The 21,988-nt window shown below is 65.2% G+C and carries 21 protein-coding genes; 16 read left to right on the top strand and 5 right to left on the bottom strand.

The window, feature by feature from the left end; genetic code table 11:
• Positions 1-104 precede the first annotated feature (104 nt).
• Positions 105-1,685 (top strand): tannase/feruloyl esterase family alpha/beta hydrolase, encoded by a 1,581-nt coding sequence (locus tag RMP10_RS02600; protein WP_310568913.1) that lies wholly within the window; start codon positions 105-107, stop codon positions 1,683-1,685.
• A gap of 30 nt (positions 1,686-1,715) precedes the next feature.
• On the opposite strand, the gene RMP10_RS02595 is transcribed toward RMP10_RS02600, so the two are convergent.
• Positions 1,716-2,615, bottom strand: a complete 900-nt coding sequence (locus RMP10_RS02595) for a hypothetical protein (RefSeq protein ID WP_309669022.1) — start codon at positions 2,613-2,615, stop codon at positions 1,716-1,718.
• 280 nt (positions 2,616-2,895) lie between these two features.
• Positions 2,896-3,057: a hypothetical protein gene (locus tag RMP10_RS02590; RefSeq protein ID WP_310568912.1), complete on the bottom strand. Its 162-nt coding sequence runs from the start codon at positions 3,055-3,057 to the stop codon at positions 2,896-2,898.
• A 276-nt stretch (positions 3,058-3,333) separates the two neighbouring features.
• On the opposite strand from RMP10_RS02590, the gene RMP10_RS02585 reads away from it, so the two are divergent.
• The 3 genes from RMP10_RS02585 (at position 3,334) to RMP10_RS02575 (ending at position 6,591) form a co-directional block, all read left to right on the top strand.
• On the top strand, positions 3,334-3,597 hold the full coding sequence (locus tag RMP10_RS02585) for a hypothetical protein (RefSeq protein WP_310568911.1): 264 nt from the start codon (positions 3,334-3,336) through the stop codon (positions 3,595-3,597).
• A gap of 3 nt (positions 3,598-3,600) precedes the next feature.
• Positions 3,601-5,949, top strand: coding sequence for a protein kinase (locus RMP10_RS02580; RefSeq protein ID WP_310568921.1), 2,349 nt, complete (start codon positions 3,601-3,603; stop codon positions 5,947-5,949).
• 111 nt (positions 5,950-6,060) lie between these two features.
• Complete coding sequence (locus tag RMP10_RS02575; protein ID WP_310568910.1) at positions 6,061-6,591, top strand: hypothetical protein; 531 nt, start codon at positions 6,061-6,063, stop codon at positions 6,589-6,591.
• Positions 6,592-6,682: 91 nt separating this feature from the next.
• On the opposite strand, the gene RMP10_RS02570 is transcribed toward RMP10_RS02575, so the two are convergent.
• Both RMP10_RS02570 and RMP10_RS02565 read right to left on the bottom strand, forming a co-directional pair.
• Positions 6,683-7,921 carry a serine/threonine-protein kinase gene (locus RMP10_RS02570; protein ID WP_310568909.1) on the bottom strand — a complete coding sequence of 413 codons (1,239 nt, stop codon included), beginning with the start codon at positions 7,919-7,921 and terminating at the stop codon, positions 6,683-6,685.
• Entirely contained in the window at positions 7,918-8,454 is a 537-nt protein-coding gene (locus tag RMP10_RS02565) for an ECF-type sigma factor (RefSeq protein WP_310568908.1), read from the bottom strand. Before RMP10_RS02565 ends, RMP10_RS02570 begins: the two co-directional genes overlap by 4 nt.
• Before the next feature lie 131 nt (positions 8,455-8,585).
• Between RMP10_RS02565 and RMP10_RS02560 the strand changes: the two genes are divergently transcribed.
• The 11 genes from RMP10_RS02560 (at position 8,586) to RMP10_RS02510 (ending at position 18,785) form a co-directional block, all read left to right on the top strand.
• Positions 8,586-9,179, top strand: a complete 594-nt coding sequence (locus RMP10_RS02560; RefSeq protein WP_310568907.1) for a hypothetical protein — start codon at positions 8,586-8,588, stop codon at positions 9,177-9,179.
• A 252-nt stretch (positions 9,180-9,431) separates the two neighbouring features.
• Positions 9,432-9,944, top strand: coding sequence for a hypothetical protein (locus tag RMP10_RS02555; protein ID WP_310568906.1), 513 nt, complete (start codon positions 9,432-9,434; stop codon positions 9,942-9,944).
• 706 nt (positions 9,945-10,650) lie between these two features.
• Positions 10,651-11,031: a hypothetical protein gene (locus tag RMP10_RS02550; RefSeq protein WP_310568905.1), complete on the top strand. Its 381-nt coding sequence runs from the start codon at positions 10,651-10,653 to the stop codon at positions 11,029-11,031.
• A 234-nt stretch (positions 11,032-11,265) separates the two neighbouring features.
• Positions 11,266-12,258: an ornithine cyclodeaminase family protein gene (locus tag RMP10_RS02545; protein ID WP_310568904.1), complete on the top strand. Its 993-nt coding sequence runs from the start codon at positions 11,266-11,268 to the stop codon at positions 12,256-12,258.
• The gene (locus tag RMP10_RS02540) at positions 12,255-13,238 is read left to right on the top strand and encodes a pyridoxal-phosphate dependent enzyme (RefSeq protein WP_310568903.1); all 984 of its coding nucleotides are present in this window, start codon (positions 12,255-12,257) and stop codon (positions 13,236-13,238) included. Before RMP10_RS02545 ends, RMP10_RS02540 begins: the two co-directional genes overlap by 4 nt.
• Positions 13,239-13,406: 168 nt before the next feature.
• Positions 13,407-13,559: a hypothetical protein gene (locus RMP10_RS02535; protein WP_310568902.1), complete on the top strand. Its 153-nt coding sequence runs from the start codon at positions 13,407-13,409 to the stop codon at positions 13,557-13,559.
• 216 nt (positions 13,560-13,775) lie between these two features.
• Positions 13,776-14,717: an NAD(P)-binding domain-containing protein gene (locus RMP10_RS02530; RefSeq protein ID WP_310568901.1), complete on the top strand. Its 942-nt coding sequence runs from the start codon at positions 13,776-13,778 to the stop codon at positions 14,715-14,717.
• 928 nt (positions 14,718-15,645) lie between these two features.
• Complete coding sequence (locus RMP10_RS02525) at positions 15,646-15,909, top strand: GlsB/YeaQ/YmgE family stress response membrane protein (RefSeq protein ID WP_309669002.1); 264 nt, start codon at positions 15,646-15,648, stop codon at positions 15,907-15,909.
• A gap of 139 nt (positions 15,910-16,048) precedes the next feature.
• On the top strand, positions 16,049-16,681 hold the full coding sequence (locus RMP10_RS02520; protein WP_310568900.1) for a hypothetical protein: 633 nt from the start codon (positions 16,049-16,051) through the stop codon (positions 16,679-16,681).
• Positions 16,682-16,953: 272 nt separating this feature from the next.
• The gene (locus tag RMP10_RS02515; protein WP_310568899.1) at positions 16,954-18,534 is read left to right on the top strand and encodes an FAD-dependent oxidoreductase; all 1,581 of its coding nucleotides are present in this window, start codon (positions 16,954-16,956) and stop codon (positions 18,532-18,534) included.
• Entirely contained in the window at positions 18,531-18,785 is a 255-nt protein-coding gene (locus tag RMP10_RS02510; RefSeq protein WP_310568898.1) for a hypothetical protein, read from the top strand. The genes RMP10_RS02515 and RMP10_RS02510 overlap by 4 nt, the downstream gene beginning before the upstream one ends.
• A gap of 5 nt (positions 18,786-18,790) precedes the next feature.
• Here the strand turns inward: RMP10_RS02510 and RMP10_RS02505 are convergent, their stop codons facing one another.
• On the bottom strand, positions 18,791-19,093 hold the full coding sequence (locus RMP10_RS02505) for an antibiotic biosynthesis monooxygenase (RefSeq protein WP_310568897.1): 303 nt from the start codon (positions 19,091-19,093) through the stop codon (positions 18,791-18,793).
• Between the two features lie 233 nt (positions 19,094-19,326).
• Here RMP10_RS02505 and RMP10_RS02500 point away from each other — a divergent pair, with 233 nt between their 5' ends.
• A complete protein-coding gene (locus RMP10_RS02500; protein WP_310568896.1) occupies positions 19,327-21,924 on the top strand; it encodes a prolyl oligopeptidase family serine peptidase in 2,598 nt (865 codons plus the stop codon).
• Positions 21,925-21,988: the final 64 nt, after the last annotated feature.

Raw genomic sequence — 21,988 nt, 5'->3', positions numbered from 1 at the left:
GTCAGGGTAGCTGCGCGGCGCACGCAAGCGAGGTCCGCGAGCGCAGCCTAACTTCCGAGCAGCCGAGCGCAGCACATTGAGTCCCTCTCTCCCCGGAGTCGCCCATGCGTCCCCTTGAGCCTCGTCGTGTGCTGTGCGCTGTCGTCGCGGTGGCGCTGCTCTCCTCTACCCGGCCGCTGGACGCGAAGGCGGCCGTCACGGCACCGGCGGTGCCTGCCGATCGACGCAGGCCAGCCCTTGATTGCGCCGCGGCGCTCAAGGTCGCGCTGCCCACGGCGCGCGTGACGGCCGCGCGCGCCGTGCAACCCAACGACTCGTTACGTGCTCTCGGCCGCAAGCCGCACTGCCGCGTGGAAGCCACCGTCGACGAGGAGACGCGCATCGTGGCGCTGCTCCCCGACGACTGGAATGGACGCTTCCTGATGGGAGGCGCCGGCGGATTTGCGGGAGAACTGGACAACCAGTTCGCGTCGACGGTACACGAGGGCTACGCGACGGTGGGTACCGACGCAGGACACAAAGCCCACAGCCTCACCGCCGGTTGGGCCTTGAACAACGACCGACGAATCGCCGACTACGGACATCGCGCGGTGCACCGCACCGCAGAAGTCACGAAGGCGCTGATCGTTGCCTACTATGGCCGCCCGATCTCGCATTCCTACTTCATCGGCTGTTCCAACGGCGGACGACAGGCGCTGATGGAGGCGCAGCGGTACCCGGCCGACTTCGACGGTATCGTGGCCATTGCGCCCGCGCTCAATTTCCTCGAGATCGCGACGACCTTCGTGCGCAACTTGCAGGCGATGTATCCGACGGGCGCTGTCACGTCACCGATCGTCACCCCAGACGTGCTGGAGCTGCTGGCGCAGAAGGTCACCGAGACCTGCGATGCGATCGACGGCGTGCGCGATGGCAGTCTCGAGAATCCCGACGCCTGCACGCTGCGGCTGGCGTCGCTGCCCGCGTGCCCGAACGATCTCACGTCGAAAGGCTGCGTGACCCGCGCGCAGCGGGCCGCGCTGACGACGATCACCGCACCACTGCGCGCCGGTACGCTGCGGTATCCCGCTCAGCCGTACGGAGACGAGGCGGATCCGGAAGGATGGGGCGCGTGGATCACCGGACCACTCGCCGACGTGGTCACGTTGACCTCGGGGAGTGCGCCCACCGTACAGGGCGCCTTTGGCACAGAGTTCTTCAAGTATTTCGTATACGGCGACTCGACCTGGAAATGGCTGGGATACGATCTCGCACGGGCGGGACGTGACGGCGCCAAGGTCGATGCGGTCGTGTCGGCGACGAATCCCGATCTGTCGGCCTTCCAGGCACGCGGCGGCAAGTTGCTCCTGGCGCATGGCTGGTCAGACCCCGCGCTCAACGCGCGTGCCACCATCGACTATTTCAAAGCCGTACAGACGCGCACGCCAAACGCCGCATCGTTCACGCGCCTCTTCATGATGCCCGGGGTGTTGCACTGCGCAGGCGGAAGCGGATGCGACGACGTGGACTTCGCGGGCATCATTCGATCGTGGGTAGAACAGGGCGAGGCGCCGTCGCGGGTCGTCGCGCGAAAGCTTCGTGGTAGTCAGGTCGTGCGCACGCATCCACTGTGTTCGTACCCGATGACGGCCCGATACAACGGCACTGGCAGCACCGACGACGCGTCGGCGTTCTCCTGCAAATAGACGACGCCCCTCAGGGTTGCGCGCTTTGACTCAGGGGTCGGGCATGAACAAATCGAGCCCTTCGGGCGAGCGAAACCAGTAACCGCCCGCTGCTCGCCGTCTGCTTTCGGCCAACCGCGCTTCGTCCGCGGCGCGCGCCGCGGAGCGGTTGCGCCGGTTCGCATCAGCAATCTCGGCGTTCACCCATCCGGAGCCAACGCCATGCGGTAGCGGCACGAGCCCCTGCTCGAGGGCGTCGCCGACTTGCCGCCAGTATCGCTCCCAGCTGTTCCGGGCCGACTCGCGAGCGGCCCGGATCGCCGTCGAGTTGCCGCGATAGTTGGTCTGCCACAGCTGATGCACGCGATCATGCGCCAGGCGACACCCCTCGGAGACGTCGGTGCGGAAGTAGCCACCGGTGCGCGCGCGCGCCGTCAGCCGCGCGTGTGGATTGATGTTCGGGAGATTGAAGATCCACGACGTCAGAATGCCGCTCGCATCGGCGATGAAGAAGAGCTTCTTGTTGTTCTCGCTCACATCTTGCGGCACGCGAAAGGTGGCCACCAACACCGCCGCCGCGATGCCCGCTGGGCCAGCGATTTCACCGATCGTGGTGGCCACAATGCCAGCCGACGCCCATCCGCCAAGGGCAGGGATGGTGCCCAGTTCCGTCGCGGCCGCCACCAGGAATCCAAACGCGGACGCTGCATCTCCGGCAATGCCAATGAGCGTCAAGGCGACGTCGACGTAGTTGCCTTCCCGCATTTGCCGGATCAGGTCGGGAATCGCGAACGGCGTCATCACCGGCGGCAGCCCGATGCCTCCGCCTTCAAAGGCCGCATTCCGCAACGACACGAACATCTGCAGCACGGTCGAGGCAGCGCCTTGATCGGCTGGTGTGGACAGTGGAATCCGCCGCAGCAATTGCTCGACGTCAGCGCGCGTAGTCATGCGCGGGAAGCTGCGCCTCGGTGGGCGAACTGGCAAGCGGGGCGGCTGAGTGCCGGCTCATTCTCGGTACGTACAGAGGATCATTGACTTCATCGGCATTGACCATCGAGTAAGTCTGTCGTTCGAATCTCACCTGTCTAGATCGCGCCGCCGTGTTGTCTAACGTACGGGTGCAACACTCGCCAGGTTAATTGTAGGCGCGATGCGCGCGATCTGATGCGACATCCGTGTCCCTCCAGTGCCAACCATGAGCATGCGAATCCCATTGGTGTTGTTTACCCTATTGGTTGCCGTCGCGGTGCCATTCCCCCTCGTCGCCCAGGTGACGCAGCTGGATCCAGAGCCGCTCGCCGCCATGCAGGCCAGCGCCTTGCAACAGACTAAGCCCGCCGAGTTCGTGCGGATACATCGGACGGAGCTCGGTTGCCCAAGTGGATAGCATGCTTGGGCTCGCGTTGGAACGTCGGGCGGTCGCCAGCGTGCTGACGCCGACCCAGGTGGCGCAGTTGCCGCGCCTCCAGACGGACGATCTGATGAAGGCCCTACGGCGCCCCTGGCGTGTCGGAGTCTTGCCAACGGATGGATTCAACGCGTGTGTCACGATTCATCGAACCACGTGATGGCTCGCGCGTGTTGCGCGCCTGTGGCCTACCCCTGACCCACACGTAAATTTAGCGTTCCTCACCACTCGGGTCGCCGTATATGTCCAATGGATAGCATGCTTACGCCCGGAACCCTCCTTGGCCCGTACCAGATCGAAGCCCTGATCGGCAGCGGTGGAATGGGCCACGTGTATCGCGCGCTCGACCCGCGCCTTGGTCGGCACGTTGCTATCAAGACGCTTCCCGCGGCGATGGTGAGCGACCCGGTGCTCGCGCGTCGATTCGAATCCGAGGCGCGTACGGTGGGCGCCCTCGACCATCCGAATCTGCTGGTGGTATACGACGTGGGCCGTGCCGGTGACATGCCGTACATCGTTTAAGAGCTGCTGGACGGGGAGACGATACGTGACCGACTGTGTCGCGACGGGGCGCTGCCCGCGCGCACGGTCGCACAGCTGGCGGCGCAGATCGTGGCAGGACTCGAGGCGGCACATACGCGCGGCATCGTGCATCGCGACCTCAAGCCCGAGAACCTGTTCCTCACGCGCGACCGTCGTCTCAAGATCCTCGACTTCGGTATCGCCAAGCGCGTGAGCGGGTCCGATACGGCGACCATCGCGGCGGCCGAGTCCCTCACGGTGACGGGCATGATCGTCGGCACGGTGGGTTACATGGCCCCGGAGCAATTGCTCGGTGAGAACATCGACGCACGCGCCGACATCTTCGCGCTCGGCGTCGTGTTGCACGAGATGCTGACCGGAACACCGCCGTTTCGGCGCGCGACATCGGTCGCGACGATGAACGCTACGGTCAGCGACGAGGCGCCGGTGTTGCCGACCTCGGTGCCGTTCACGTTCTCGCGCATCGTGCAGCGCTGCCTGGTGAAGTCGCCTGAGGATCGCTTTCACTCGGCGCACGACCTGGCAATCGCGCTCGATATCACGGAGTCCACTGACCACGCCGGCCGTGCATCATCGACACCGGACGCAAATCCAGCCGCCGGTGACCGATCGCGCGGCGCGGTGTCCCGTCGCGCGGCCATCGGCTACGGGGCGGCTGGCGTGTTGCTCGCGACGTCGGTAGTCGGCGGTGGCATGTTCCTGCGCCCATCGGCAGCGACCTCGTCGTTTCGCCGGCTCACATTTCGCCGCGGCGTCGTGCGTTCCGCGCGCGTCGCACCTGACGGACAGACAATCCTGTTCGGCGCGCTCTGGGATGGCGATGCGTGCCGCGTACACACGACACGCGTCGATGGACCCGAGTCTCGTGCCCTCGACCTGCCCGACGCCAACGTGCTGGCGGTTTCGCGAGCAGGCGAGCTGGCCGTCGCACTTGGCACGCATCGCGACGGAATCATCACGTACGGTACGCTGGCGCGGGTTCCGCTCGCGGGTGGGGCGCCGCGCGAATTGATCACCGAGGTGAAGTTCGCCGACTGGTCACCGGATGGATCCGAGCTCGCGGTTATTCGCAACGTCGATGGGCGCGACCGACTCGAATTCCCCATCGGCCGATCCCTGGTGCAGCCGCGCACGGGCGAAGCAACGGGCCTCGGCTTCGTGCGCATTGCGGCGGACGCGCAGCGCATCGCCTTCGTGCAGTATCAGTCACCCGGTTCGCTCGTGGGGCGGGTGCGTGTCACCGACCGCGCGGGCAAGGTGACGTCACTCACGCCTGAATATCTCAACATTCACGGCCTCGCGTGGCGTGGTGACGAGATCTGGTTCACGGCGTCCGACGACCGGCCGCTGTTCCGTGCGCTGCGTGCAGTCACCGTCGGTGGCGCACCGCGGGTCGTCGCGCGTTTCCCGGGAAACGTGACGCTCTGGGACGCGTTCCCGGACGGCCGCTTGCTGCTCGCACAAACGGATGATCGCGCCGTGTTGGTGGCCCGGCGGCCCGGCGATGTTGCGGACCGTGACCTGTCGTGGCTCGACGCCTCGTGGGCCGCGGACATCTCGCGCGACGGGGATGTGATTCTGTTCTCGGAGACGGGGCAGGGTGCCGGGCCAGATGGCGGTGCGTATCTGCGGCGAATCGACGGCTCGCCTGCCGTTCGCCTCGCATTGGGTGAGGGACTCGCGCTCTCGCCGGATGGGCGTCTCGCGCTCTGTACCCCCGGGTACACTACCGTCGTGGGCGGAACCGCGCCGTATATCGAGCTGGTGCCGACCGGTGCGGGCGAGACGCGTCGGATTCCCGGAAATGGACTGTTGTTCACTGGTGCGCACTGGCTCCCGGACGGAGTCGGTCTTGTCGTGTCGGCGATGACATCGGGCCGAGCACCGCGTCTGTACCTCTTGAGCGTCGGCGGCGGCACGCCGGTGCCCATGACGCCGGAGGGCGTCGAGGACTGGGCGGTGTCACCCGACGGGGCGACCGTCGCAGTGCGCGGCGTGGGGCAGGGAATTACACTGCATTCCGTGGCCAACGCATCGAGTACAGCCACGTCGCGGCTGATTCCCGGCACCGCGGGCGGCGCGAGGCTGATCGGCTGGGTGAACGACGGTGTGCTCATCCTGGGAACGGACGACGCGACGGCGAAGCCGGGCGATGTGTGGCTGCTCGACCCGGAAACGGGTCGACAGTCGGCCTGGGCCAACATCCTGCCGACCGACGGCGCCGGCATCATGGCTCTGATCAGCTTTCGCGTGACGCCCGACGGTCGGTCGCGCGCGAATACGTGGCATCGCGCACTGAGTGATCTGTATCTCGCGGACGGGCTCGCGTAGGCACCAGCATCGGGTGTGTAATGACGATCGTTCACTCCGTTCTCTCCACCGGCTGAGTCCGGGAGCGTTTCTCACTTCGTAGTTTAGGCCAATGCCATCGGAGGTTAGGTCATGCGCGTGAGTGTCATGTGCATTGCACTGCTGATTACACCGCTCCTCGTCTCGCCAGTCAAGTTGTTCGCGCAGGACTCCCTCGAGGCGAAGCGCATTGATTGGCTGCTCGGCGCCTCGGTGGGTGTGCCGTCGTACGACGGCGAGATTGCGGCGGAGCTGCTCACACTCGGGGTTCACTTCACGCAGTTCCGCGTGAACCGCCTGGGTGCCGATCTCTCGCTCGGCACGGTGCCGCGCTTGCTCGGCAATGGGGTTGTCACGTTTGGTGCTCGCGCCGGTGTCGCACTGCCGCTGGCACTATCTCCACGAGTGCTGCTGCTACCCTCTGGTGGCCTCAGCCTTCTCGGCGGCTTTGGTGCCGGGGGCGGCGGAGGCACCGCGGGCATGAACGCGGGCGTTGCCGCTGTGCTGCTCCGCGGGAACGCCATTGGGTTTCGCACCGGCGTCACATGGCATCGCTTTCGAGACACCGACGGGGCACTGTTGCTGTGGGAACTGGGATTCGTTCGCGGCCAACAGCAACGCTGACGGCCAGAGCGACGACGGCGAGGAACTCTGCTTTGGCCGATTGCCCTCGGGTTCTGCACGCCTCATCGCATGCGGAACCGCGCGGTACGAGCTAGCGCGCGAGACGCATCAGGTACACGATGCCCGATATCGCGGCCAATGTCACGAGTGCACCCGCGCCAAGCATCACGGATCGTCGGAAGCGTCGCGCTCGTACCGGGCGTCGCACGTCAGCGCCCGTGCCTTCGACGTGGAGCGTGCTGCTCGCCCCTACGCCCAGCGCTACCAATTCGCGTTCGATGTCGCGCATGGACGACGGTCGGTCTGCCCGCTTCTTCGAGAGCGCTCGTCGGATCAGCGTATCGAGCGCGTCTGGAAGGTCGGCGCGAAAGTTTGGCAATGGAGCCGGTTCAGCGTGCGCAATCCGTGCGAGGAGCGCGGCGCCGCGGGCGTGAAACGGACGTTCGCCGGTGAGCATTTCATACAGCACCACGCCTACGGCCCAAACGTCCGTGCCGGCATCGATGCGTTCGCCGCGCACCTGCTCCGGACTCATGTAGGCCGGCGTCCCAAGCAATCCCCCACCAGTCAGCACGATCGCCTGATCCAACAGCTTCGCGATGCCGAAATCGAGAATCTTCACCACGCCATCGTGCGTGATGAACAGATTCGACGGCTTGATATCACGATGGACGATCCCCGCGTCGTGCGCCTTCGCGAGCCCACGAGAGATCTGAACCGCGATCTCGACGGCATCAGGGATGTCCAGAGGCCCGCGCGCGATCCGTTCGTGCAGCGTTTCGCCGATGCAGAGCGGCATCACGAGAAAGCGCTCGCCGCCGTCCGTGGTGCCGATCTCGGATACAGAACAGATGTTTGGATGGTCGAGCGCCGCGGCCGCCCGCGCCTCCGTTTCGAAGCGACGTTGTGCGTGACGATCGTGGGTCAGGTGCGGTGAGAGGAACTTGAGCGCGACCGGTCGCTGGAGTCGCGTGTCGAAGGCCTCGTACACGACGCCCATGCCACCGTGACCTAAACGCGAAATAATTCGGTATTGCGTGATCGTGCGACCAACCAGCGAACGGGTTTCGTGATCATTCTCGCCGTCGCCCGGGCTGGTACCATCAATGCGAAGGCCGGCCGCGAGCGGCGCAATGTCGGCCGCCAGCGCATCAACGGCTCCGGTCCGATCGTGGGCGGCAAGCAGTGATGTCACTTCACGCCGAAGTGCTTCGTCACCCGTGCACGCCTGGTCAATGAACTCGCGACGAGCCAAACCGGTGCGCTCGAGCGCGCCGCCGAGCACCGCTTCGACGCGCTGCCATTCGCCAGTCGGCAATTTTTCGATCACGGCGAGAGCTCGCGATTCAGAAACGCACGCGCTACTGCCCATTCGCGCTTCACCGTAGCCGTAGACAGCTCGAGCGCCTCCGCCGTTTCGTCGACGCTCATGCCTCCATAAAATCGGCACTCGACCACGCGGGCCGTACGGACGTTGCGCGCCCCCAGTCGCTCGAGCGCTTCATCCAACGCCAGCAGGTCGTCGCTTCGCGACACCGCGAGGGCAACGGCGTCATCGAGCGGTACGGCGACCGCGCCGCTGCCGCGTTTTTGCGCTCGTCGGGCGACGGCGTAGTCGATCAGAATGCGACGCATGGCCTGTGAGGCCGCCGACAGCACATAGGCTCGCGAGGGCCATCGAATATGCTCGAGTGCGGCTAGTTCGAGATACGCCTCGTGCACCAGCCCGGTGGTATTCAGCGTGTGCCCCGTGGTCTCCTGCCGCAGATGCCGGTGCGCTACCCGACGTAGCGCCTCGTAGGTGGCGGTGAAGAGATCCGGAAGGGCCTCGTGCGCGCTCGGAGTCGGAATAGGCGAATCCACTCCGCAAGATTGGCCCCGCGTAAAGTTCCGGCAAGATCGATGATCCCATATTGCCGGCTTTTCGGCTTCTCCTGAGTGACCACCTGCATTCGCCGGTGGAGTTTACCGACGAACCACTTTTGGAGAACCATATGCGTCCTTCCTTTCTCGCCACCGCTGCCGCCCTTGTGAGCGTCGGCGCGATCACGATGACTGCCTGCCGCGACGACGCGCCGACGGCCGTCCGATCGGCTGATACCCCGTCAGTGGCATTGGTACGCGCTTCGTCCCGCCCTGGGAGCAGTGCCGCGCCCGTGCAGTTGCCCCCTCGCGGCTTCGCGTCAGAGGTGCTCAGTCGCGGCCGCTTCGTGGACGAATTGAACGTGCAATTCCGGATCAAGGACGGCCATGCCACCGAGGTCGCGCACGTGACGGACCCGTCGGACATGGTGCTCGCGCGCGTTACCGTCCAGCCTAACAGTTCCATCCCATGGCACACGCATCCCGGACCGGCCATGGTCACCGTGACCTCCGGAACACTGGTGTTCGTAGACGGCGAGACGTGCGAGGCCCGAACGTACAACGCCGTCGACCCGAGCCAACCGAAACCCTCGTTCGTTGATCGGGGTCAGGGACACGTGCACGCGGCGTACAATCCCGGGAATACGCCCACCATCCTCACGGTGACCTACCTTGGCGTGACTGGACCATCTGCGTTGATTCTGGCGACCAATCCGGGCTGCTGACCCGAAGGGCTTCGACGAGGAGAACGCGACAGCCCGTGGGCCACCACCTGGCGCCGTGGAAAGGCATCGGTGGTGGTCAGCGGTGGCAGCCACGACCTTAGCAAAAGGCCTTCGCGATGTTCAGTACATTAGGTACCTGAACGGTCAGGGCGGAGAGTTCAGGCAATTCAACTCGCCGCTGTCACGCGAACGGCATGTTCGAGTGCGGTCAGTATCCATACAGTGCGCAATGCGTCCCCGAGAGGACGATCGATGACCCTGACCCTGTGGCGTGGCAATCAGCAACTCGGAGAACTCCGAGTGCGCGCCAGTTCGGCGGAGGAGCGGCCACCATCGCGCTCAAGACCGCCATCGCTCTTCGCATTTCTCGTCCCTGCGCCAGAGGGCGCTGCGCTGGATGGCGTTTGGCAAACCGTCTGGCCACGGGAGTTCGGCATCGGCGTTCAGCAAAGTGCCGTTGAAGTCGACATCGTAGCCGAGCGGGAGCAACGCGGCGCAACGCGAGTCACCAACCCCGGGCCGGTGGCGCTCGAGCCAATGTCGCCGGAAGCGGTTGCCGGTGTGCCTTGGGAGCGACAGCTGACCGTTCGCGCCGCCGACGGCACGTCCTATCTACCGGCCCAGATTCAGCTCGGGGAAGTACGCTACGAACCCGCACTGTATGAAGCCGCGCTCCGGGAGGTCCCGCGCGAGGCCCTCGTCGACGGCAGCGTGTGGTTCGTATTCATCGGCTTCGCCTCAGACACCGAAGCGCCAGCGATGTAATCTCGCGTTGGTACTGCCGGCGGCCAAACCTCGTCGGATACCCTGGCCGCGGACGGCAAGTTCGCGTCGCCGCAGAAGACCACGTTTGATGCCCTCTTCTCGTCGCCGGTCATTGGTGGGCCCTACAATACCGCACACAGCTACTTCACTGAGAACCTGTCACTCGCGGCGCCTGCTGGTGCCAATGGAGCGAGTGGGACGGTCAGCCCGGTTCGTATTCAGCGTATCTGTCAGGATCCACGAATGGTGGTTCGCTTGGAGTGGATGTCGGCACGGGGGCGTGCACGCTCACCGTCGTGTCCAGCATTGCCTGTCCGCCCGGCGACAAGACCAATATCTTCGCACCGATCAGCCCGCCCCTCCTGACGGCTCGTCTGAGTTATACGCATCAAATGACCGGAGCCGGTGCATCCAGCAGCGTCGGCTGGACCGGCGGTGTCGAACTGACGAGCGTGACGACCACGGTGCCTGAGCCCTCGACCGTCGTATTGATGTCGGTGGGACTGATGTTGCTGGGCGGAGTCGCGAGCCAGAGACTGACGCAGTCTTGCGCACCGAGGCGTCGACGTGAAGCGCGTCGGCGTCGATGGCGGCGCGCCAATGCGCAACCGTGACGCATCGTTTTACAACATGCAGGCATCGCCTGCCGCGACGGCGCTCGACATGTTGCGGAGTTCCCTCACTCAACATCACAGGAGATTCCGTCATGTTCCGTTCGGTCGTTATCCGCCATCTCGTTCTCGTCGGCGCGCTTATCGCGGTCGCCGGACCCGCTACCGCAGGGGCCCATCCGTCAGTCGTTCCTGTGTTGGGCGCCGCGACCGAGGTCGGCACTGCCGACCCGTTGTCGCAGCTCCGCGACGCGGTCGTCAATGGTCCAATCGAACCGGAGCTCGTGGCCGGACTCACGGCCACGCTCGACGCCGCGGCGAACGCGGTGGCGCGCGGCAAACCCACGGCGGCATGCGGTCCCATGAAGGGGTTCGAGGCGACGCTTCTGGCACACGCTGGGGACGGCATTCCGCTGGGCTATGCGAACCAGCTCTATGTGCAGTCGCTGTTCGTGCAGGAAACGCTGGGTTGCTGACCTGCCGTCGGGTGGTGCGGACTACCGCGCTGCTATAGTCGGTCGTACGACGGGGGCACCAATCAGGGTGCCCCCGTCGAGTCTGTGCCGTCCGCGACCAGTTTATCACCGCACGCGAATCGGTCGGACGTATTCACCCGCGTTGCACTCGGCCTCGAAGTCTCCCGACATCGACCGCGACATCACCGCAGCCTGTCCCCTGTTTCCAATATCCATGCCGGCGTAGCTTCCGGCATGACCCTCATCCTCAGCCAGCAGGACGTTCGCGAGTGCCTGCCGATGGAGGCGTGCATGCACGTCATGCGCGACACGCTGAAGGCGCTGGCCGTTGGTGACGCCGTGCAGCCGCTCCGCTCGGTCATGCGCGGTCCGGAACAGACAGGCGTCCTCGGCGTCATGCCCGGATGGCTGCCCGGAGTCGGCGTAATGGGGCTGAAGGCGGTGAGCGTGTTCTCCGGGAATCATGCGGCCGGGCTGGAGTCGCACATTGGTGCCGTGCTGCTGCACGAAACGCAGCATGGGCAGCTGATCGCGATTGCGGATGCGTCTGAGATCACCGCCATTCGCACCGCCGCTGTGAGCGGCGTCGCCACGCAGGCCCTCGCGCGTGAAGACGCGGGCGATCTCGCGATCCTGGGTGCCGGTACGCAGGCGCGCACGCATCTCGAAGCGATGCTGGTCGCACGCCCCATTCGACGCGTACGCGCGTGGAGCCGCACGCGCGCGCATGTCGACGCCTTCGCCACGTGGGCGGCGCAACGGTTCGGGGTGCAGGTCGAGGCGATGCCGTCGGTACGCGACGCGGTACAGGGCGCGGACATCATCTGCACCACCACGGCATCTCGTGCGCCGATTCTCAAAGGCGCCTGGATCGCACCCGGCGCGCACGTCAACGCCGTGGGATCGAGCGTCGCCTTTGCGCGCGAGCTTGATACGGCGGCGGTTGTCGCGTCTCGCCTGTTCGTCGATCGTAAGGAGTCGACCATCAACGAGGCGGGCGACTATCTCTTCCCCCTTCGCGAGGGTGCCATCACCGAGGCGCACATCGTGGGTGAGCTCGGCGACGTGCTGCGCGGCGTGCTGCCGGGGCGACGTGACGCTGCCGAGATCACGCTGTTCAAGTCCCTCGGATTAGCCGTCGAAGACATCGCGGCAGCGCAGCATGTGTACGCGCAGGCGAGAGCGACTGGACGTGGCGTGACGGTGCATCTGGGCGGCAGGCGGTGAGCGAGCCAATGTTCGCCGATCTCACGCTGGCTCACATCGAGGCGGCGCGCGATCGCGTGCGCGGCGCGGCGGTACGCACGCCGTTGGTGCGACTGCATGTACCACTCGACTACAACGGCGCGCCGCGAGAGATCTGGCTCAAGTTGGAGAACTTGCAGCCGATCGGCGCCTTCAAGATTCGCGGCGCCGCGAACGCGATCGCGATGGCCACGGAGGCCGAGCTCGCGCGCGGCGTGTACACCTGCAGCGCCGGGAACATGGCACAGGGTGTGGCGTGGATGGCGCGCGAACGCGGCGTGTCATGCACCGCCGTGGTGCCGGACCACGCGCCGCAAACGAAGCTCGATGCCATTCGCCGACTCGGCGGAGACGTGATCCGCGTGCCGTTTGCCGAATGGTGGCAGGTGATGACTTCGCATCGGTACGCCGGCATGGACGGGCTGTTCATCCATCCGGTGAGCGATCCGCGCGTAATGGCGGGGAATGGCACGATCGGGCTGGAGATTCTCGAGGATCTTCCCGACGTGGACACCGTGGTCGTTCCGTATGGCGGAGGCGGGCTGGCTTGCGGTATCGCGACCGCCCTGCGCGCGCTACGTCCCGGGGCGAAGACGCTGGCGAGTGAGGTGGAGACCTCGGCAGCACTCGCGGCCGCATTGCAGGCGGGTGAACCGACGACGATCACCTACACGCCGAGCTTTGTCGATGGCATCGGCAGTAGTCGCGTGCTCGACGACATGTGGCCGCGCGCGAAGGCGCTGCTGGATGGATCGTGCGTGGTATCGCTCCACGACGTCGAGGCGGCGGTGCGCTTGCTCGTGGAACGCAATCGCGTGGTGTCGGAGGGCGCCGGCGCGTCATCGGTGGCGGCGGCGCTCGCCGGGAAGGCCGGCTCGGGTAACGTGGTGTGTGTCGTGTCCGGTGGAAACATCGATCGCAACACGTTGAGCGATATTCTTACGGGCGACGCCACCACGTAACGCAAACGCACAGCGCGAACGCGCCACATACCTGTGGTGGGCGGCCCGTCACGCGCCCCAGGACATGGAGGAGGCCACGTTGGCGCGCTGTCTGTCCAGGCCAATGCGATTCTTCTACCGGTCGCCAAAGCGAAGGGGAGTTTCGTAGACGCCCGTGACATTGCGGCCGTGGCCTCGGTGATTCTCGAGTACTTCCGTCTGGGCTACTCGGAGCGCATGACCGACAGCGTCCAGACCATCGCCGGCCAAGTGCCACGTAGCTTCGCGCAGTACGCGCCGGACTACAAGGCGGAGTTCGCGGTGCCTACGGCGGCGTCTTAGCTCGAGCGCCATCCGAACCCACCCGCGTTGACGAGCGCCACGTGACACGTTGCATTCCAGCGCGGTCGAGACGTTCAACGACCGGCCGCGCTCGCTGACCGAGACATTTCGGTGCAGCTTAATGAAGAGCGTTGCCCGGACGTCGGAAAGTTGTGTTCGCCAGGTGCCTGATCGCGCCGGAAGCCAGGGTCCCCAACACCAAGAGACTCCACTCAAATGCCCACACGTCTTCGCATGCGTCGACCGCGCCAATTTCGCGACATCGTGCTCGCCGCATTGGCCATCGCGTCAGCCTGTGGAACCCCTCCTGCCGACAAGGCTCCTGCGGAAAAGGCCCCCGCCGAAAACCCTCCGGCGCCCGTAGCGGAGAAGGGGGTCGTCGCGATCATCGGCACGGGCACGCTCGCCGGCGCCCTCGGACCGGCACTGGGGTCCCACGGGTATCGCGTGATCTACGGCAGTCGTGACCCCGGTCGTGATGTGGTGCGTGCCTTGGTGCAGAAATCTGGGCCCAACGCGTCGGCGGTCAGTCAGCGCGAGGCGGCGTCACGGGCGCCAGTGGTCGTCCTCGCGGTCCCCGGTGAAGTAGTCGTTGACGTCGCGGGCACGTTGGGTGACCTGAGCGGCAAAGTCGTCATCGACGTGAGCGGCGGCGACAAGAAGCTGGCGCCGGATGGCTACCAGGAACTCACATCCGACAGTGCGAAAGCGGAGCGCATACAGTCTCGGCACCTGACCATGCGCGTGGTTCGGATCAACTTGCCGAACATCGTCTACTTCATGGACCCGCTGCTCACGAAGATGCGCGCCACGGTGTTCGTCGCGGGTAACGATCCACAGGCGCGCGAAACGGTGGCCAACATGATATTCGACCTCGGCGTCGATCCTTGGGATGCCGGGCCCCTGCGCTTTGCGCGTCTGTTCGACGCGTTCAATACACTGGCCAATGTCCCTGGACAGCAGCGGCGTGCAGAGGGCTACCAGGTGGTGATGATGCCCACCGTTCCCTTCTCCTGTTTCTTCGACATGGTGCAATACTTCAAGTTCGGAGAGCCCACGGAACTGAAGCAGCTTCCGAAGTTTCCGCGGCGCGAGCCAGCGCCGACCTGTGAACAGTGGCTGCGGCGCCTGCCGCCGATGGGGCCACAATCTCCGTGACGATGCGGGTGGCGTACCGGCCTCGATACGCTCGCCGCATGTCTCGGCGAGCGTGTCGAGCAAGGTGCACGGTTATTAGGACTAACGAACGAGCACGAGAAGAGCGAACAAGCCACCGGTCCAAAGTTTCGTCGTACCACGCTCGTTTGTCGCCGTCGTAGGCCGCTTCCGATGCCGCCTGACGCGACACGAGCACGATTGCATTCAGCGGGCCGTGGAGTTGCGGATCGTCGAGCGTCACATTGACGCCGCGTACAATAGCAAGCCAACGCCAGCGTTGATCGACGTCGCCGACGGCGACGGTAGGTGCGAAGAATGCATTCGAATGCGGGCTCGATATCGGCGTGGCCATGAGGCCATCGGCCTGTACGCTGGCTTCGACCACATCAACTTCGATTGTGCCGATTCGCGACGCACGTTCGAGTGCCACCGTCACCTTGCAAGGCGTAACGGCTGGACTCCGCCAGCAGCCGATGCGCGTCACGCAGCTGGTCGGGGGCGAGCGTGTCGGGATCGGGGAGGAGCGGGTCGGGCGACTGGGGCAGGGCAGCGGAGCACATGAGATCCGGGTGAGGACCAGGACTGGGACGAGCCGGAAAATGGGATTCGGCAGACAGAGCAGAATGTGCATTCCCGCGCGTCGGGCGGCCCGGGTCGAATGACCCAGCGGCTCCTTGGCGGCGTCTGGGCGCGGAGGAATCGCCGCCCCTGTATGTGCCGCTGCCGGTCGTAGTTGCGCTTGGTGACGGCGCGATTCATGCACTGAACCCGCTTCGTACTATTGACCGCCGCGGCAGAGAGTCGCATCGTTGGATGCGTCCGACCGACAGGCTACCGCTTTTATGCCGGTTCGCGAGATGGGCGCGCGGTTGCTCAGGGTGCGCTCTACTGCGGTATCGGCTTTTGACTCAGGCTCACGGAGTGCTGCATGGACATTGTTACGTGGATCGTCGTTGGACTCGTTGCCGGCTTGTTGGCCAGCGCGGTGGTAGGCGGCATCGGGTACGGATTGATCGGTGACATCATCGTTGGTATCGTCGGTGCCGTCATAGGTGGCTGGCTCTTTGCCACACTCGGTGTCTCGCTACCGTTCAGTGGCATCATCGCGACCATCACCGTCGCGTTTGTTGGCGCCGTGGTGTTGTTGCTCATCATCAGAGCGCTCAGGCCGGGTCCACGAGGCCGCGCGTAACGTGGTGAAGAGCGCCCGTCGTCTTGTGCAGACGATGGGCGCTTCAGGTTTGTGTAGATGTCCGCTCAGCTTTACGTCATGTTGTGGGGCGTTGCGGGATTGGAGCGCAGGGCTGAATCGTCAAATCGACGGGGGCACTATGAAATGGACATGGCTGGCGCTGGTAATCTTCACGGCGGTTTCTACCGCAGCGGTTCAGGCACACGCCCAGACCCCATTGGCACCAAAGGCGGCGGCCGACAGCTTCTACGCCGCGAATCGCACGGAGCGTTGGGCGAGCGCTGCGGCGTATCTCGACATGGACGCGTTCGCGCGGCTCCTTCGGGAACGGGTGGACGTGGCCCGCATGAACCGAGCGCAGCTACCGATGTCGGTCGAGACACGGATGGCGCAGGACTCGACGATGCCGTGCGCGGTCGCGGAGTGGCAGGTCGAGAGAATGCGTCGCTACGGCGCGACTCGGCCGTTTGACGACTTCTCCCAGGACTTCATCGGCATCACGTCGCTGCGCGCGCTCGAGGCGCTCACACCGGCAGAGGGCGCGGTGCGTTGGCTTGAAGCGCAGGACCCCAACGCCACCTGGCGCCGCGCCGTCGCGAAGCTCAAGTGTGCTCAGGCGAGCGCCGACTCGCTGCGCACGTTCTCGCTGTTTACGCGGTCCGTCCTCGCGGCTGTCGAGGTGAACGACTCGACCGCGTATGTCCTCACGACGATCGACGTCTTCGGTATGCCATGGGCGGGGACGACTCCCCTCCGCCTGACCTGGTGCTGATGCGCCGGAAGGTCGGTGCGTGGCGCGTGGCGCGTGGCGCGTGGTGCGTGGTGCGTGGTGCGTGGTGCCAAGCCTCTGGCTCATGAGGGGCATGAATATGGGCTTCGGTCGTCCACAATGTGCTCCGGGGAATGAGCACTGAGCATCCGGCCGCTCTGCGCTAGCGCCCTTCACTCGCGGATGAGCTCGCGCCGCACGTGATTTCGCCGCATCGTTTCGGGAGATGGACGGCCCGCCGCCCTCGCTCTCCCGCGCCCTCACCGATCCCCGCCATGCGAACACCCCTGCTGCAATTCCTGTCGGACGCGCTCGCCGAGGCCGCGAACAGCGGTTCACCGCCGAAGGGGGAGGGAGAGCGGTCGATCGCCGGTCGCACCTTCACGCGACGTGCCTTTGTCGGCGCCGCCGGGCTCACCACGGGCGCCCTCGTGGCGGGCTGTCGCGACCTGTCGCCCACAGGAATTGCGCCCACGCTACGCGGTTCGAAGACTACGAGCACGGAACGGGTGGTGGTGATCGGCGCCGGGCTCGCCGGCCTCACCTGCGCCTGGCGTTTGAAGGCGCAGGGCATCGCCGCCACGGTGTACGAAGCGAATACGCGCCTCGGCGGGCGTTGCTGGTCAAACCGCGCCGGCTTCGGCGCACAGATCGCGGAGCACGGCGGTGAGTTGATCGACCAAGGGCACACCGCGATCCGGCACTTGGCACAGGAGCTGGGACTCGTGTTGGACAACGTGCTCGCCGCGGAGGCTAACGGCACCGAGCTGCAGCTCTGGTTCGACGGCGCGCCCTATAGCTACCGGCAAGCGGTGGAAGACCTCAAAGCTGTGTGGCAGCCACTCAAGCGCGACTACGTCGAAGCGGGCTATCCGACACTCTACACGCAGTCCACCGCGCGCGGCCGTGAGCTCGACGCGCTGAGCATTCGCGACTGGATCGCCACGCGCGTCCCCGGTGGCATGAGCTCGCGCGTCGGAAAGCTGCTCGATGTGGCCTACAACATCGAATACGGCGCAGAGAGCACCGACCAGGCCGCCCTCAACCTCGTGTATCTGCTCGGCGGCGTCGGACAGGGACAGCTGCGACTGTTCGGCCCGTCCAACGAAAAGTCCAAGGTACGCGGCGGCAACGACCAGCTCGTCGCGCGCATGGCGGCGGGATTGAGCGGTCAGGTCGAGACGTCGCGCGCGCTCATCGCAGTGCGCGCGACGGGATCACGATGGACGCTCGATTTTGATGGTGGTGCGCCGGTGCTGGCCGACCGCGTCGTGCTGGCGTTGCCGTTCTCGGTGTTACGGGAACGCGTAGACATCGGTGGTGCCAACTTTCCCGAGGTGAAGCGTCGCGCCATTGCGGAACTCGGCATGGGTCGCAACGCTAAACTCGCGCTGCAATTCAACACACGGCATTGGCGCACCCTCGGCGGGAATGGCGACAGCTTCAGCGATCGCGGCTACCAGGCGACGTGGGAGGTGACGCGTGCGCAGCCCGGTGCCAAAGGCATCCTGGTCAACTACACAGGAGGCAACGTGACCGGTGCGCAGAGCGGGCGGCTGTCATCAGCGCTCGCGACAGAATTTCTCACGCGTATCGAGCCGGTGATGCCGGGACTCACCGCAGCATACACTGGGGTGAGCACGTTCGACGACTGGCCGCGTAATCCGTGGTCGTTGGGGTCGTACTCGTACTACCGGGTGGGTCAGTATACGAGATTCGCCGGAGCCGAGGGCGAGGTCGTAGGTAGCTGCCACTTCTGCGGCGAGCACACGTCGATCGATGCGCAGGGCTACCTCGAGGGCGCCGTGGAATCGGGCGAGCGCGCGGCGCGCGAGATTTTGGCGGTGGCGCGATGAACACCGCCATGCGATTTACGGCCGGTGCGGCCGTGGTGCTGTTGCTCGGCGTGCTGGCGACACGACTGGCGCTGGGGCCGATTCACGCCGTACGGAACGCGGCGGAGTGCGAGCGAGCCTATGCGCGGGCGCGCACCCACGCCGACTCGCTCTCCGTGACCTACCTCTCGTATCCCGATGCCGCCGCCCGCGGCATGCGACATCGGTGCGGAGAACTGCGAGCTGCCGTGGTCAGCGCGCCGGGGCGATAGGCAAGTTATCCCGGAAGCTTGGCCGCCATCACCTCGACCATCTCAATCTTCCGCGGCTCACTCAGCAGCGCCTCGGCGTTGGCCATCAGCGCCGCTGCAATCGGGCCGCCCAGGTGGGCCTGCCGAGCTTGGTCGTTGTCGAACGTGTCGAAGATGCCGAAAGTGGATGCGTCGAAACGCAGCGCGAACCAAGACGTGGTACCGGACTCGGAGTTGGCGAGGGGTAGAGCGCTGGCGAGGAAGTCGGCGAGCGCAGTTTCCTGGCCGGACTTCGCGTGCAACCGCACGAACAGGGCGAGCTTGGCCATAAGGATTACCGGTGTGTGATGGACGGACATTTCGCACCGCCGCGAATTCGGCTTGATGCGCCAATGCCCGCGTCATGTACGAGCGAGCCAGCGCGTCGTTTTGTTTCAAGCCAGCGCTTCCGAAACTGTATATGCTTTGCGCAGAGCCGCCGTGCGTACGCCAACTCGAACCGTCAGTGCCCCGTCACGCGGTGGCCACGGGTCGACGCGACAACAGCCAGACAGGAGATTCGATGACGCTGCACCATCCTGCTTCACGTGCCATCCGGCGCGCGAAGCTGCTCTCGACCCTGACGGTCGCGTTGTCGGTCGCCACCCGCGTCGTCAGCGCGCAGGGTACGCTCGCCGACTATCGCCGAGCCGCTGCGATCAACCAGCGGTTTGCCAACCTCACCACCGGAATCACGTCGGGCCTGTCGTGGATCGGCCGGTCCAACCAGGCCGTCTATCGCGTCTCGGTACCGGGCGGCCACCGGTTCGTGAAGGTCGATGCCGATCACTGGAGCAAACAGCCCGCGTTCGATCACGCCGCGGTCGCCGCGGGACTCTCCGCCGCCAGCGGCCAGCGCTATACCGACATCACGCTGCCGTTTCCGTCGGTGGTGTTCGCAGAGAACGGTACCGCGATCGAAGGGAATGCGAGCGACGGTCGCTATCGCTGCGCGGTGAACGGCGAGGCGTGCACGCGTATCGGTGGCGCCACGACAGGCGAAGGCGGCGCGGTGGCAAACGGCGGTGGAGGAGGTGATCGCGCGGCAGCGGCACGCGGAGGCACTGCCCGCTGCAGCGGTGCGACGCAGGGACAAGGTGGCGGCGGTGCAGCGCAGGGGCAGCCGGCCGAGAATGTCGGCGTGCACTCGCCCGATTGCCGCCTGGTGGCCTTCGTGCAGAACTACAACATCGCGATCCGTAGTGCGCTCGTTTCCGACGCTGCGCCGAACGCGATACCGAACTACACGCTGCTGAGTACCGATGGGTCGGAAGGCGATGCGTACGTGCAGAATTCGATCGTATGGTCGCCCGATTCGAGAAAGCTGGTGGCGTATCGACAGGTGCCGGGCTACAACCGCATGGTCACGTTCGTGCGCTCGTCGCCCACCGATCAGCTGCAGCCCAAAACCGAGAATACGCGCAGCCTTGGCGGCTTCGCATCGAACTACGCGAAGCCGGGTGATGTGCTGGCCACCAATCAGCCATCGATTTTCGACGTTGAAACCAAGCGTCAGATCCTGATCGACCGGGCGCTGTTTTCGAATCCGTATGCGATCTCGCGGCCGGTGTGGCGCAAGGACAATGGAGCCTACGCATTTCACTACAACCAGCGCGGTCATATGACGTACCGCGTGCTCGAGGTCGATGCGAATACGGGCGCCGTGCGGCCGATGGTCGATGAGGTGACGAAGAGCTTCTTCATGTATAGCGATGCCGGCCACAACTTCATACACGACCTTGGCTCCAATTGTCGTCTGGTACAGGGCGGCGGCGCGTGCAACAGCTACACGGGCGATGACCTGTTGTGGGTATCCGAACGCGACGGCTGGAATCACCTGTATCTGATGGACGGCCGAACGGGTCGGGTGAAGAACCAGATCACGAAGGGCGAATGGGTGATGCGCGGGGTGGACAGCGTAGATGCGGCGAATCGTCAGATCTTCTTCCGCGCCAGTGGCATGAACGCGGGGCAGGACCCGTACTTCGTGCACTTTTATCGCATCAATTTCGATGGCACGGGGTTGGTCGCGTACACCGAAGCCAACGGTACGCACGCGATCACCTGGTCGCCCGATCGCACGTTCTACATCGACATGTACTCGCGGGTCGACATGCCACCGGTGGTGGAGCTCAAGCGCGCCGACGACCGCCGCACGCTCGTGCTGGAGAAGGGCGACATGTCGGCGGCGGTGAAGGTCGGATTTCGCGCGCCGGAGGTGTTTGTCGCGAAAGGCCGTGACGGCACAACGGACATCTGGGGATTTATCGTGCGTCCGGTAACGTTCGACGCGAAGAAGAAATACCCGGTGATCGAGCAGATCTACGCCGGGCCCCATGACAATCATGTCCCGAAAGCCTGGGGGGGCGGTCAGAATCTCTCGGCCACGGCGGAACTCGGTTTCGTACTGGCGCAGGTCGATGGCATGGGAACGAGCAATCGCTCGAAGCAATTCCATGACGTGGCGTGGAAGAACCTCAAGGATGCCGGCTTCCCCGATCGCATCGTGTGGCACAAGGCGATCAACACGAAGTACGCGTGGTACGACACCGATCGCGTGGGGATCTACGGCACGTCCGCCGGTGGTCAGAACGCGGCCGGTGCGGTGTTCTTCTTCCCGGAGTTCTACGATGTCGCCGTGGCAAACTCCGGATGCCACGACAATCGCATGGACAAGATCTGGTGGAACGAAGCGTGGATGGGCGAGATGGGCGCACACTACGACAGCAATTCCAACGTCGGCGCAGCCAAGAACCTGAAAGGCCATCTCTACCTCACCGTCGGTGAGCTCGATACCAACGTCGATCCGTCGTCCACACTGCAAGTGGCCGACGCGCTGATCCGCGCCGGCAAGGACTTTGATCTGCTGGTGGTGCCCAATGGCGGCCATGGGGCCACCGGCGCCCAAGGCACACGCAAACGCAACGACTTCTTCGTACGCTGGCTGCTGGGCGTGACGACGCCCGATTGGAACTCCGGCCTGACCACGGCCGAGCCGACACCAACCGGCGCCGCGCTAGGCTCGCGTGGGGACTTCGAATTCCCGTCAGACGCGCTGCCGGTGGACCGCTTCTTCACGCACGATCCGAGTTTTTCGTCGTCCCACGCCTTTTGGTTCTGACCTGAATGTGGTGTCGCCTCGTCGCCGTCGATGCGTCCGCGACGTGTCGTAGCCACTCGGCCAG

Origin of the sequence: Gemmatimonas sp. (assembly GCF_031426495.1) — a bacterium.
Lineage (GTDB): Bacteria > Gemmatimonadota > Gemmatimonadetes > Gemmatimonadales > Gemmatimonadaceae > Gemmatimonas.
The sequence above is the reverse complement of the archived record's forward strand: the minus strand, read 5'-3'. Positions and strand labels throughout refer to the sequence as shown.